The following is a 12,797-nucleotide window of genomic DNA, read 5'->3' as shown; positions in this document are numbered from 1 at the left end:
GGTCAGCGCTGGGCGAGCAGCTTCTGGTTGGCGTGGACGAAGTCCAGCGCCTCGCCGCCATGGGCCTTGGCGTACTGCTCGGCCTGGTCCTTGAGCAGGAAGGCCGCCAGTTGGCCCTGGCCGTTGCGCACGAACCAGGCCTGGTTGGCCAGCAGCTTGATGCCGCTGTCGGCGGCCTGGGCGTAGATCGCGCGGATGTCCTTGCCCTCCTGCTCCAGCTGGGCCAGGGCGGTGAGCGCGGCCTCCGGGGAGGCGTAGTGGCGCACCTTGTCCTCGCCGCGCACCCAGATCTGCGCCAGGCGGCTGAAGTCGGTGATGGCTTTGCCGGTCGCGGCATCAACGGCCTTGAGTGGCAGCGGGTCGTAGTTTTTCAGCGCCTTGTCGTAGTCCTGCCCAGCCTGTTTGTAGGCGCTGCGGATGTACTGGTCGTCGATGAACTGCGCGGTGTCCAGACCACGGTCGGTCTTCTTCAGCAGCTTGAGGGTGTCGATGGAGGTGGCCACGGCCTGGCGGTACTCGGGCTTCCAGGTGAGGTCGCGGGTCTGCAGGCCGAGCGGGCCGTGGAACAGGTAGTTCACCTCGGCTTCGATACCGGTGACCTTTTCGATCAGCTCGCTGTACTTCTCTGGCTCGGCGGCGAGCAGGCGGTCGGCTTCGAGGCTGGCACGCAGGTAGGCGGTGACCACTTCCGGGTACTTTTTCGCGTAGTCGGCGTCCACCAGCGCGCCATGGAAGGTCGGCGCGTTGGCCTGGGCGCCGTCGTAGATCTTGCGGGCGAAGCCGCGGTTGGGGAACAGCTCGGCGAAGGGCACGAAGTCGGCGTGGGCCTCGATGCGGTTGCTGCGCAGGGCGGAACCGGCGATCTCCGGGGCCTGGGCGATGATCTTCACGTCCTTCTGCGGGTCCCAGCCTTGGGCGGCGACCGCGCGCAGCAGCATGCCGTGGGCGGTGGAGGCGAACGGCACAGAGATGGTCTTGCCCTTGAGTTCGGCCAGCGACTGCACGCTGGAGGCGGCCGGCACCACGATGCCGTTGCCGCTGCCGTGCACGCTGCCGGACAGCACGCTGATGAACAGGCTGCGCTTGCCGGCGTCGAGGTGGGCAACGCCGTTGAACGAGCCGGGGAAGTCGGCCATGGCGCCGAAGTCGAGCTTGCCGGCGACCATCTCGTTGGTCAGCGGCGCGCCGCTGGTGAAGTTCTTCCACTCGACCTGGTACTGGGCGTCCTTGTACTTGCCGTCATGGGGCAGGTATTTGTCGAGCAGGCCCAGCTCGCGGATCAACAGGCCGCCGGTGGCGCAGTTGATGGTGGTGTCCTGGGTGCCGATGGCGATACGGATGGTTTCGGCGCTGGCGTTCAGGCCGGTGATTGCCAGCGCAAAGCCGGCCACGGTTGCTACAAGGCGCATGGGTGTTCCCCTCGAATCGTTTTAGGTATTGGTGTCGTCTCCGCCGCCCGGCATGGGTGGTGGGAAACGAGGGGGCATTGCAGGTGGGCGTCCGGTGGTTCGGCCGGATGGCGGGTGGTTCGGGTTCAGCGCAGCAGGTACGGGATATCGACCTTCACCGCGCCGGTGGGGCAGTCCTTCTCGCAGGGCATGCAGTACCAGCATTCGTCGAAGGCCATGTAGGCCTTCTGCGTGGCCGGGTTGATGGCCAAAAGGTCCATGGGGCAGACCTCGACGCAGACCGTGCAGCCTTTCTCGGCGATGCATTTGTCTTCGTCGATGGTCACCGGAGCGCTGCTGCGAAAGAAGATTTCCTGGGGTTGGTAGGCCATTTTCACGGGGTCCTTGGGGCCTTCTTGGGCGCCCTTTATCTTGAGGCTTGCACAAGTCACTGTGGGAGCGGGTTCACCCGCGAACACCGGCGAAGCCGGTGCCATGCACCGTGTTGGATTCTTCGCGGGTAAACCCGCTCCCACAGGGTTCGGTGTTGCCTATGCGGCATCGGCCTTTACACGCAGCCGGTCGTACGCGGTCTGTTCCTCGGCATCCAGCGGGATCAGGTACGGCTCCACCGCTTTCTTGAAGCTGGTCATCTCGCCGTCCTCGCCCTTCTTCAGATGGCAATGCACGAACCACTCGCCATCATTGCGCTCGGGGAAATCGACCCGGTGGTGGTACAGCCCCCAGCGGCTCTCCTTGCGGAACAGCGAGGCCCGCGCAGCCATCTCGGCGCAGTCGCGGATCACCGAAACTTCCATGGCACGCATCAGCTCATGGGGGTTGTTGGCCTTCATCTGCTCAAGGTCGCGTTCGATTTCGGCGAAGCGCGCCAGGCCGATTTCCATCTTCTTGGTCACCTTGGGCGGCTGCAGGTAGTCGTTGACCATGCGTCGCAGCTTGTACTCGACCTGGGCCGGCGGCAGGCCGTGCTCACGCTGCAAGGGTGCGAACACCCGTGCCTGTTCGCGCTCGACCTGCTGCGTGTCGACCTCGGCGAACTCGCGCCCAGCCACGTACTGCGCGGCATTCACCCCGGCGAACCAGCCATAGGTAAAAGCGCCGAGCATGTAGTTGTGCGGTACCGCGGCCATGTCGCCGGCGGCGTACAGGCCCTTGACGCTGGTCTCGGCCTTTTCGTTGACCCACACCCCCGAGGCCGAATGCCCGGAGCAGAAGCCGATCTCGGAGATGTGCATCTCGACCATGTGCTGGCGGTAATCGGTGCCGCGCCCGGCGTGGAACTGGCCACGGCTGGGGCGCTCGTTGCTGTGCAGGATCTCCTCGATGTTCTGGATGGTCTCCTCGGCCAGGTGGTCGAGCTTGAGAAACACCGGGCCGTTGCCGCCTTCGAGTTCCTGGTGGAACTCCCACATCATCTGCCCGCTCCAGTAGTCGCACTCGATGAAGCGCTCGCCCTTGCTGTTGGCGGTGTAGCCGCCCAAGGGACCGGTGACGTAGGCGCAGGCCGGGCCGTTGTAGTCCTTGATCAGCGGGTTGATCTGGAAACACTCCAGGTTGGCCAGTTCGGCGCCTGCGTGATAGGCCATGGCATAGCCGTCACCGGCATTGGTGGGGTTTTCGTAGGTGCCCATCAGGTAGCCCGACGACGGCAAGCCCAGGCGCCCCGCGGCGCCGCAGGCGAGCACGACCGCCTTGGCGCGGATCACCCGAAACTCGCCGCTGCGGCAGTCGAAACCGAGCACCCCGGCTGCGGCGCCTGCAGCATCGAGCAGTACGCGGGTGCAGACCATGCGATTGCTGATCTCCACCCGGGCGCGCTTGAGCTGGCGGTACAGCACCTTCTTGATGTCGTGGCCCTCGGGCATGGGCAGCACATAAGCGCCCATGTGGTGGACCTTCTTCACCGCGTAGTCGCCGGTTTCGTCCTTCTCGAACTTCACGCCCCAGCGGTCGAGCTGCTCGATGGTCTCGAAGCTCTTGGTGGCGTAGGCATGCACCGCAGCCTGGTTGACGATGCCGTCATTGGCGACGGTGATTTCCTTGGTGTACTGCTCGGGCGTGGCATGCCCGGGGATGATGGCGTTGTTAAGGCCGTCCATGCCCATGCTGATGGCGCCGCTGCGCTTGACGTTGGCCTTGTCCAGCAACAGCACGCGCAGGGTCTTGTCCTGCTCCTTGGCCTTGATCGCGGCCATGGGCCCGGCGGTGCCGCCACCGATGACGACGATGTCGTAGTCCTGGGTCTGGATGCTCATGCCTTGCTCCCCTTCTGGCGGTCGATACGCAGGCGGTACTGGAACGCGTCGCCACGGTAATAGAGGTGTTCGAAGTCCAGCGGGGCGCCGTCGGCGGTGTGGGTGAGGCGTTCGATACGCATGATCGGCGCGCCCTCTTCCACATCCAGCGCCTGGGTCAGGTCGCTGTCGGCGAGCACCGCGTCGATGGCCAGGTCGGCATGGCCGAGGGCGAGGCCGCAGTCGTTCTCCAGCAACAGGAAGATGTCGCGGGTTACCAGGTCGGCCTTCTCCAGCTTCTCGCCGACGTTGTGCGGCAGCCAGGTGATTTCCAGCGACACCGGCTCGCGGTTGATCAGACGCACCCGACGGATCTCGGTGACCATGCTGCCCTCCTCGACCTGCAGCCGCTGCGCCACCAGCGCACTGGCCGGGACATGGCGGAAACTGCGCAGGCGGTTGAGCACTTCGTAGCCCATCTGGGTCATCGACTCGGCCAGGCCCTGCAGGGTGCTGACGTTCTGGAACGCCTTGGGCTTGGCGACGAAGGTGCCCTTGCCATGGATCTTGAAGATCAGCCCTTCTTTCTGCAGGTCGCCCAGGGCCTGGCGCACGGTGATGCGGCTGACGTCGAAGGCCTTGCCCAGCTCGCTTTCCGAGGGCATGCGGCTGTGCGGTGGGTAGCTGCCGTCGAGGATGCGCTCGCGCAGCAGTTCCTTGAGCTGGGTGTAGAGCGGTACGGGAGAAAGCGGGAGCAGTTCGGCCATGGTCTTCTCTGTCGGCTGACTTGTTATAACAAGTTGTGACCAGAAGATAACGGGCATAACAGCGCCGTGAGAAATACCAAGATTGCATATGGATAGATCAGCTTCCCTGCGTGGGAGCGGGCTTGCCCCGCGCTCGGGCTCCCTGGAAAAACACCCTCATATCAAGGCGATGGACGCCACCGGCGCAGATGGGTATCATGCGGCCCGTTGCACTCGTAGCTCAGCTGGATAGAGTACTGCCCTCCGAAGGCAGGGGTCGTGGGTTCGAATCCCGCCGAGTGCGCCATGAATTTCACGCTGTCAGCGGCACCCCCTGTATCGCTGACAGCGCCCAGAAAGCCCCGCCCGGTTCACACCGGCGGGGCTTTTTTGTGCCTGCCGATTTGCGACTGAGTGCACATTGCCACCTCTCCCCCGCAGGCAGTCATTGGTGTTAGCGTGGGCATCTTCCGTTTGCGTAAACGGACACACTTCCCCCACTTGCAAAGGAATGCGCACGACCATGCCATTTACCAAGCTCTCCGCCACATCGCTGCTGCTGGCCAGCGTGGCCATGTTCTCGATCCCGGCCCAGGCCAACCTGTCCCAGCAACAGTCCGCTGCCATCATCAAGGCCTACGACGGCAGCGACCCGGCCGACTTCAAGCAATTCCTCGGCAAGCTGGCCGGCAGTGACCTGGCCAAGGCCGACAAGCTCGACGAAACCCTCAAGCAGTACCTGGCCGGCAAGCCGCTGGCAGCCGAACAACAGGACGAGATCAACCGCCTGCTGGGCCTGTACACGCGCATCAAGTACGGCAAGGCCGCCACCGAAACCCTGCGCGAGCTGGTGGAAATCCCGACCTATCGCAAAGAGGGCGTGGAGCAGCACGAGAACCCCGAGTTCCTCAAGATCGCCGACAAGATCAAGGCCCTGGCCGAAGGCTTCGGCCTGACCTTCCGCAACATCGACAACCGTGTCTACGAGATCTCCCTCGGCGAAGGCAAGGAAGTCATCGGCATCCACGCCCACGCCGACGTGGTACCGGTCACCCCAGCCAACTGGAAGCTGGCCGACGGCACCAAGCTCGACCCGTTCAAGGTCACCCTGGTGGGCGACCGCATGTACGGCCGCGGCACCGAGGACGACAAGAACGGCATCGTCGTCGCGCTCTATGCGCTGAAAGTGGCCAAGGATGAGAAGCTGCCGCTGGCCCGCCAGTTCAAGCTGCTGGTGGACACCACCGAGGAAACCACCGGCGACGCCATCCCCTACTACTTCGAGCGCAACGCCACGCCCGACTACAACCTGGCGCTGGACGGCGGCTACCCGGTGGTGATCGCCGAGAAAGGCTACGGCACGGTCATGGCCACCTTCGCCAAGCGCGCCGGCAGCGGCAAAGGCGCCGAGGTGGTGAACCTGACCGGTGGCCTGGCCACCAACCAGATCCCCGGCAACTCGGTGGCGACCCTGCTCAGCGACAAGCCGGCCGACCTGGCCAAGGCCCTGAACAAGGCCGGTGCTGCTTTCGTCAAACACAACGGTGGCAACTTCAGCATCGACGCCAAGGTCGAGGGCAAGCAGGTGCTGCTGACCGTGACCGGCGTGTCGGCGCATTCCTCCGAGCCCGAGTCGGGGGTCAACCCGGTGGCGCGCATGCTGGTGTTCCTCAATGGCCTGGGCAAAGAGGTGCCGCTCAAGCACAACCACATCACCGACGCCGCCCGCTACGCCGCCGACAACTGGGGCCTGGACTACCTGGGCAACAAGCTCGGCGTGGGCTTCAAGGATGCGTTCATGGGCCCGCTGACCACTTCGCTGACCTTCGTCGGCCTGGATGACAAGGCGCTGAAGCTGGCGGTGAACCTGCGCATCCCCAAGGGCAAGGCGCTGGACACGCTCAAGGGCGAGATCTCCGGCAAACTCGACAGCTGGACTGCCAAGAGCAAGACCGCTGTGGCGTTCGACTACAGCCTGGACGAGCCGATGTACCGCAACCCGCAGGGCGAATGGGTCAAGGCCTTGCTTGCGGTGGCCAGCGAGAACCTGGGCATGAAGCACGAGTTCGGCACCTCTGCCGGCGCCACCTCGGTACATGACCTGCCCAACGGCGTGCAGTTCGGCCTGGCCATGCCAGGCGTGAAGTACACCGGGCACAACGACAACGAGTTCAAGACCGTGGAGCAGTTCATGCTCGATTTGCAGATCGTCAGCGAGATGGTGGCGCGGATCGGGCAGATGCCGAAGCTCTGAGCCTCGAAATTGCAACCGGAAGGCGCCTGCGGGCGCCTTTTTTCGTTGCTACAGAGCGGGATGCGAATTTCTTGGCGCCACTATTTCGCCACTTGTGAAATATATAGTAACCTCTGCGCCGGCCACCCGGACGGGTGACACGGTATGCGAACAGGGATGCGTTCGGCGAACGCCACAAAAGGATTTGCGATGGCAATGGTTATTGCCGCGGCTGTGCCAGACAGTTGCACAAAACGGCACCTGCCTGCCCCCAATGCAGTGCTCCACAGCACGCAACGTCCTCCAGGAGACCTGACCGCGGCGAATCGCCGTGGATGGGTATCGTTTCCCTGATGCTTGGCATTCTGTGTGCCATGACCCTGCTCGATGATTCCGCCTGGGAGGGCGAAACCCTCCTGGGGCCAGGCCTGCTCGCAAGCGCAAGCCTGATCCTCGGTGTCGTTGGCATCAACCAGAACAAACCCGACAACGGCTTGGCGAGCGCCGGCGTTGTCACGGCAAAAATCTGGCTGCTGCGCCTGGTCGGCCTGAAATCCGCAAGCTAATCCAAATGTGAGGGAAAACAAATGAGCATGGTGTTCTGCCGAGGCTGCGCCAAACAGATCCATCAATCGGCCTTGAGCTGCCCAGGCTGCGGCGCAACCCAGGCCGCCACGGCCACCAACGGTGGCTTCGTGGGTAGCGTCGAAGTGAGCAGCGGCACTCCCTACCTCGAAGTCTTGAAGAAGTACGCAGTGTTCAAAGGCCGTGCACGCCGCAAGGAATACTGGTTGTTCGTGCTGATCAACTTCCTGATCACGATCGCCTTCGGCTACCTCGATAACGTCCTCGGCACCAACCCGCTGCTGAGCCTGGTGTACGCCCTGGTGCTCATGATCCCGAGCATTGCCGTGGCTGTGCGCCGCTTGCATGACAGCGATCACCGCGGCTGGTGGCTGCTGGTGCCGATCGTTGGCCTGGTATTCCTGTTCATAGATGGCACCCCTGGCAACAACCGCTTCGGCCCAAGCCCCAAAGGCCTGGTCTGAGTGCAGCCTGTGCAGGAATGACAAGGCGGCCTGCGGGCTGATTCCGGTCAGATAACGTTTCATCGCCACTAATGGGGCTGCTTTGCAGCCCTTCGCGGGTAAACCCGCTCCCACAGGATTGCCGAAACCTGTGGGAGCGGGTTTACCCGCGAAGGGCCGCACAGCGGCCCCAATTGCATTAGCCTTCGGGCCGCCTTTTTCCATACGCCTGCAACCATGACGTTTTTCAATCGTCTCGATGCCGTTTCCTGCATTGCCGTGCAGAGCGCCGTACCGGATGCTTTATTTACTCCGACACAGCGCTTTTTCACCCACCGAGGCTCGCATGAAAAACGTCGAACAAATCCTCAAGACCAAGGCCCAGCATCAGACCGTCTACACCATCGGCCCTGATGACTCGGTACTGGATGCCTTGAAAATGTTGGCCGAGAAAAACGTCGGCGCACTGCCGGTGGTGGAGGACAACCGGGTGGTGGGGATCGTCAGCGAACGCGACTATGCCCGCAAGTTGGTGCTCAAAGGGCGCTCTTCGGCCGCCACGCCCGTGCGCGAAATCATGAGCGCACCTGTGGTCACTGTAGGGCCGAAGGAAAAACTCGATCACTGCATGCAACTGATGACCGATCGCCACCTGCGCCATCTGCCGGTAGTGGATGGCAGCGCGCTGTTGGGGCTGCTGTCGATCGGTGACTTGGTGAAGGAAACCATCGCCGAGCAGGCCAACCTGATCCAGCAACTGGAGCAGTACATCCGCGGCGAATGACCCGACCCCTCGCTAGTGATAGGCGCGCTCCAGCTCGTCCAGCTGATGGTCGAAGCTGCGCAGGCGCGCCGACCAGGTGTACACCAGCACTTCCAGATCGCGATTGAGCACGGCGGTATTGCCGCCATCACGTATCGGCGCGTCACACAGGTCCAACTGATAGCGCTCACGGGCCATGGCCGTGGCCACGCTGGACAGGTCGCGGGCATTGGCCAGCCAATGATGGTGGTGATCGTGGATTTCCCGGTCGAGCTCACGGCACTGCAATTTGAGGGCGTCGAGGCTCTGCTCCAACGGCGTGCCCTTGAGCTCACCCATGACCTCTTCGAAGGTCCGCCCGGAATGCCAGTAGCTGCCCCAGAAATAGCGATCGAACACGGTCTCGACCCGGCGCAGGGCGACCTTGGTGTTCCAGATGGTCAGCAACGTTCGGCCCTGGGCGACTTCGCGCCTGTTCAGGTGCAGGTATTCCCAGGCGATCCATGCCAGCCCGCACAAGGCAACCGCCGCGGTGACGGCGGCGGCGGCATACAGGAACTGCACGGCCTGGTTCATCTGCTGGGTGTGCCGGATACCGTAGAAGTAACCGGCGGTCAGGGTGCCCAGGATCGTCACGGTGCACCAGAAACCCGGTGCGTAGGGATCTTTCATCGCGCCATCCCCTTGTTGTTTTCCTGAGCATAGCAACGGCCCCGTCACCCATCAGGTGCCGCTCGGCGCTTTATTTACGGGGGCGACGCAAGGCTTCATTGAGCTGATCGAACAGCTCCGCCCAGTCGGCATCCTCATTGATGCTGTCCTTCAGAAAGCCTCGCTGGGCATCATTCCAGAAGGGTGCGTCGACCAGCTTCACATCACCCTTGAGGGGAGAGTGGCTAGTGATGAACTGGTCGATACCGACAGGGTCGTCGGGCAGGCCCAGTTGCTTGAACAGTTCGGAAAACTTATGGATCGGCGCTTCCATGGTTCACTCCTTGGGCCGGGCCGATCGTCCACGACGCCAGCCCGGCGTTGGTTGTGAGCATCAGCTCAGTTCGCGCACTTCAGCGTGCGGCACCAGTTTCAAGTATTGCTCCATGCTCATGTGAATCAGGTGATCGTGGTCACCCGCCTCAAGATAGACATCACCTTGGCGGGTAAGGCTCGAATCGAGCAGCATTTTTATGCCATAGGCATCCCCCAGTGCCGGCACGGCGCCACGTTCGCAATCACCGAACAGCATCGGTAGCGCACTTTCACGGGTCAGCTGCCAGGCGCCGCTCATCCGCACCTCGGTCATGTCCAGATGCCGGTTGGCCGGCAGCACGGCCATGATGTAGTTGCCATGGCGGTCATCGAGCATCACCGACTTGGCGACCCGTTCAGCAGGTACGCCTGCCGTGCGGGCTGACTCAAGGCTGGTGGCCGAATGTGGATGGGGAACAATGTCGTAATCGCAGTTGGCCTGGTCCAGGCGCTGCTGAAGGGTCTTGGCCATACGCATGATGCACCTCCGGTTTCGCCCCCATCCACAAGTTTAGGCCGCAGCCAGACGGCCACAGCTAAACTTCAATTACAGGCCCCCATGAGGTGACGACAGGTGATCGCTCACGGCTGGCGCGTGTTGCTGTTGCTGTTGCTGCTCGGCTTTGCCCCGGGTGGGCAAGCCGCGCCCGGGGGCAGTGTGTGGCTGCTGAGCATCGACGACGCCATCGGCCCGGCCAGCGCCGACTACCTGCTGCGCGGGCTGCAACAGGCACAGGCGCAGGGCGCGCAATTGCTGGTGATCCGCCTCGACACCCCCGGCGGGCTCGACAGCGCCATGCGCCAGATCAACAAGGCCATCCTTGCCAGCCCCGTGCCGGTGGCCACCTACGTTGCCCCCAGCGGTGCCCGGGCGGCCAGCGCCGGCACCTACATCCTGTACGCCAGCCACATCGCGGCCATGGCCCCCGGCACCAACCTGGGCGCCGCCACGCCGGTGCAGATCGGCATGCCGGGTAGCCCCGAGAAGGCCGCCGACAACAACCAAGACACCCTCGCCCGTAAACAGGTCAACGACGCCGCCGCCTACATCCGTGGCCTGGCCCAGCTGCGCGGGCGCAATGCCGACTGGGCGGAAAAGGCCGTGCGCGAGGCGGTCAGCCTGTCGGCCAGCGAGGCCCTGCGCCTGAAAGTGATCGATCAGGTGGCCAGCGATCTGCCGGAACTGCTGCGCCAGCTCGATGGCCAGAGCCTGGTTGCCGCCGGCCAGACCGTACAACTGAACACTGTCGGCGCCACTGTGGTCGAGCACCTGCCGGACTGGCGCACGCGCCTGCTGGCAGTGATCACCAACCCCAGCGTGGCGCTGATCCTGATCATGATCGGGGTGTACGGCCTGTTGTTCGAGTTCATCAACCCTGGCACAGGGGTCGGCGGGGTGGTCGGCGGTATCTGCCTGCTGCTGGCGCTGTATGCGCTGCAGCTGCTGCCGGTGAGCCATGCCGGCGTGGCGCTGATCCTGCTCGGGCTGGCGTTCATGGTCGCCGAGGCGTTCCTGCCCAGCTTCGGCGTGGTCGGTTTCGGCGGCATCGTCGCGTTCATTGCTGGCGCCGTCATCCTGATGGACACCGACGCCCCCGGCTTCGGCATCCCGCTGGCGCTGATCGCCAGCCTGGCCGTGCTCTCGGCATTGTTGCTCGGTGGCGTGCTGGGCATGGCGATCAAGGCACGCCGCAGAGCCCTGGTCAGTGGTGACGCCGGGCTGGTGGGCAGCCTGGTCACGGTGACCTTCGTGCAGGCGGACAACCCCTTCCACGGCTCGGTACAGGCCCAGGGCGAACAATGGCAGGCGCAGTGCGCCACGCCACTGCAACCCGGCCAGCATGTGCGGGTGACCGCACGCAATGGCGTGATGCTGGAAGTCAGCGCCACCGCGCCAACAGCGTCAGGAGAGTGACGATGTTCATGCAATTCGGTTTCGGCACACTGCTCGTACTGGTGGCGCTACTGCTGCTGTCGGCGCTGCGCATCCTGCGCGAATACGAGCGCGGCGTGGTGTTCCAGCTTGGGCGCTTCTGGCAGGTCAAAGGCCCGGGGCTGATCATCCTGATCCCGGGGATACAGCAGATGGTGCGGGTCGACCTGCGCACGGTGGTGCTCGACGTGCCACCGCAGGACGTGATCACCCGCGACAACGTATCGGTCAAGGTCAACGCGGTGCTGTACTTCCGTGTGCTCGACCCACAGAAGGCGATCATCCAGGTCGAGGACTTTCTCGCGGCCACCAGCCAGTTGGCCCAGACCACCCTGCGCGCGGTGCTTGGCAAACACGAGCTGGACGAACTGCTGGCCGAGCGCGAACAGCTCAATGGCGACATCCGCCAAGTGCTCGACGCCCAGACCGATGCCTGGGGCATCAAGGTGGCCAACGTCGAGATCAAACATGTCGACCTGAACGAGTCGATGATCCGCGCCATCGCCCGCCAGGCAGAAGCCGAACGCGAGCGGCGGGCCAAGGTGATCCACGCCGAGGGTGAGCTGCAGGCCTCGGAGAAGCTGATGCAGGCGGCGCAGATGCTGGGCAAGGAACCCGGGGCGATGCAGCTGCGCTACATGCAGACGCTGGGCTCCATCGCCGGGGACAAGAGCTCGACCATCGTCTTCCCGTTGCCGATCGACCTGCTCAAGGGGCTGGTCGACCGACCACCGCAAAAGTGACTTAGACCGGCGCGCGGCGCAGCGTGGCGAGGAAGGTCGCCGCGCCGATGAACAAGCCGGCGAAGGTACGGTTCATGCGCTTTTGCTGCTTGGGCGTACGCAGCAGGCGCAGCACCCGCGAAGCCAGCCCGGTGTAGCCGGCCATCACCAGCAGGTCGACGCTGATCATGGTCACGGTGATCGCCAGGTACTGCGCCAGCAGCGGTGCATGGGGGTCGATGAACTGCGGCAGCACCGCGAGCATGAACACCAGCGCCTTGGGGTTGCTGACATTGACCAGAAAGCCGCGGAACACCAGGCTCAGCGGCTTGCCGATTGGCCGCACGCCGGACTCGTCGCTCATGTCCAACGGCAGTGCACGCCATTGTTTGTATGCGAGGAAAACCAGGTAGGCGACACCGAACCACTTGATCAGCTGGAAGGCGGTGGCCGAGGCGGCGAGGACAGCGCCGACACCGGCGGCGATGATGGCGATCTGCAGGATCAGGCCCAGTTGCAGGCCCAAGGCGTTCCAATAGCCACGCCAGAAACCGTACTGCAGGCCGCTGGACATCGAGGCAATGGCCCCGGCGCCCGGCGACAGACTGATGACCCAGCACGCGGCAAAGAAGGCCAACCAGGTTTCCATCGACATCACACACCTCGCTCGAACGATTGTTACAAAACGTTAAGCTACGGTTTT

The 12,797-nt window shown here is 63.7% G+C and carries 14 protein-coding genes and 1 tRNA gene; 7 read left to right on the top strand and 8 right to left on the bottom strand.

Features of this window, described 5'->3' with window-relative positions; all coding sequences use genetic code 11:
- Positions 1-2: 2 nt before the first annotated feature.
- From LOY51_RS01000 to LOY51_RS00985, 4 genes are all read right to left on the bottom strand, one after another.
- Positions 3-1,409: an ABC transporter substrate-binding protein gene (locus tag LOY51_RS01000; RefSeq protein ID WP_125857067.1), complete on the bottom strand. Its 1,407-nt coding sequence runs from the start codon at positions 1,407-1,409 to the stop codon at positions 3-5.
- Between the two features lie 125 nt (positions 1,410-1,534).
- The gene (locus LOY51_RS00995; protein WP_008096634.1) at positions 1,535-1,780 is read right to left on the bottom strand and encodes a 4Fe-4S dicluster domain-containing protein; all 246 of its coding nucleotides are present in this window, start codon (positions 1,778-1,780) and stop codon (positions 1,535-1,537) included.
- A gap of 159 nt (positions 1,781-1,939) precedes the next feature.
- The gene (locus LOY51_RS00990) at positions 1,940-3,664 is read right to left on the bottom strand and encodes a fumarate reductase/succinate dehydrogenase flavoprotein subunit (RefSeq protein ID WP_258644083.1); all 1,725 of its coding nucleotides are present in this window, start codon (positions 3,662-3,664) and stop codon (positions 1,940-1,942) included.
- Positions 3,661-4,410: a GntR family transcriptional regulator gene (locus LOY51_RS00985; RefSeq protein ID WP_258644081.1), complete on the bottom strand. Its 750-nt coding sequence runs from the start codon at positions 4,408-4,410 to the stop codon at positions 3,661-3,663. The genes LOY51_RS00990 and LOY51_RS00985 overlap by 4 nt, the downstream gene beginning before the upstream one ends.
- Before the next feature lie 209 nt (positions 4,411-4,619).
- On the opposite strand from LOY51_RS00985, the gene LOY51_RS00980 reads away from it, so the two are divergent.
- The 5 genes from LOY51_RS00980 to LOY51_RS00960 all read left to right on the top strand — a co-directional run bounded on the left by LOY51_RS00980 (position 4,620) and on the right by LOY51_RS00960 (position 8,434).
- Positions 4,620-4,696, top strand: a tRNA-Arg gene (locus LOY51_RS00980).
- 216 nt (positions 4,697-4,912) lie between these two features.
- A complete protein-coding gene (locus LOY51_RS00975; protein ID WP_258644078.1) occupies positions 4,913-6,643 on the top strand; it encodes a dipeptidase in 1,731 nt (576 codons plus the stop codon).
- Positions 6,644-6,996: 353 nt separating this feature from the next.
- Positions 6,997-7,188 carry a hypothetical protein gene (locus LOY51_RS00970; RefSeq protein ID WP_258644076.1) on the top strand — a complete coding sequence of 64 codons (192 nt, stop codon included), beginning with the start codon at positions 6,997-6,999 and terminating at the stop codon, positions 7,186-7,188.
- A gap of 21 nt (positions 7,189-7,209) precedes the next feature.
- Complete coding sequence (locus LOY51_RS00965; RefSeq protein ID WP_347151425.1) at positions 7,210-7,671, top strand: DUF805 domain-containing protein; 462 nt, start codon at positions 7,210-7,212, stop codon at positions 7,669-7,671.
- A 325-nt stretch (positions 7,672-7,996) separates the two neighbouring features.
- The gene (locus tag LOY51_RS00960) at positions 7,997-8,434 is read left to right on the top strand and encodes a CBS domain-containing protein (protein WP_125462146.1); all 438 of its coding nucleotides are present in this window, start codon (positions 7,997-7,999) and stop codon (positions 8,432-8,434) included.
- A 12-nt stretch (positions 8,435-8,446) separates the two neighbouring features.
- Here the strand turns inward: LOY51_RS00960 and LOY51_RS00955 are convergent, their stop codons facing one another.
- From LOY51_RS00955 to LOY51_RS00945, 3 genes are all read right to left on the bottom strand, one after another.
- Positions 8,447-9,085 carry an NADH:ubiquinone oxidoreductase subunit N gene (locus LOY51_RS00955; RefSeq protein ID WP_125857063.1) on the bottom strand — a complete coding sequence of 213 codons (639 nt, stop codon included), beginning with the start codon at positions 9,083-9,085 and terminating at the stop codon, positions 8,447-8,449.
- 70 nt (positions 9,086-9,155) lie between these two features.
- On the bottom strand, positions 9,156-9,398 hold the full coding sequence (locus LOY51_RS00950; protein ID WP_125857062.1) for a DUF2789 domain-containing protein: 243 nt from the start codon (positions 9,396-9,398) through the stop codon (positions 9,156-9,158).
- Positions 9,399-9,458: 60 nt separating this feature from the next.
- Positions 9,459-9,917: an aminoacyl-tRNA deacylase gene (locus LOY51_RS00945; protein WP_125857061.1), complete on the bottom strand. Its 459-nt coding sequence runs from the start codon at positions 9,915-9,917 to the stop codon at positions 9,459-9,461.
- A gap of 96 nt (positions 9,918-10,013) precedes the next feature.
- Between LOY51_RS00945 and LOY51_RS00940 the strand changes: the two genes are divergently transcribed.
- Together LOY51_RS00940 and LOY51_RS00935 are read left to right on the top strand one after the other, a co-directional pair.
- Positions 10,014-11,354 (top strand): NfeD family protein, encoded by a 1,341-nt coding sequence (locus LOY51_RS00940; protein ID WP_125857060.1) that lies wholly within the window; start codon positions 10,014-10,016, stop codon positions 11,352-11,354.
- A gap of 2 nt (positions 11,355-11,356) precedes the next feature.
- Complete coding sequence (locus LOY51_RS00935; protein ID WP_125462142.1) at positions 11,357-12,115, top strand: slipin family protein; 759 nt, start codon at positions 11,357-11,359, stop codon at positions 12,113-12,115.
- A gap of 1 nt (position 12,116) precedes the next feature.
- Here LOY51_RS00935 and LOY51_RS00930 read toward each other — a convergent pair whose 3' ends face one another.
- Entirely contained in the window at positions 12,117-12,749 is a 633-nt protein-coding gene (locus tag LOY51_RS00930) for a LysE family transporter (protein ID WP_125462141.1), read from the bottom strand.
- Between the last annotated feature and the right edge of the window lie 48 nt (positions 12,750-12,797).

It is taken from the genome of Pseudomonas sichuanensis, from assembly GCF_024749065.1.
Taxonomy (GTDB): Bacteria; Pseudomonadota; Gammaproteobacteria; order Pseudomonadales; family Pseudomonadaceae; genus Aquipseudomonas; species Aquipseudomonas sichuanensis.
Note: the sequence above shows the minus strand (reverse complement) of the source record. Positions and strands in the feature narration are given on the sequence as shown.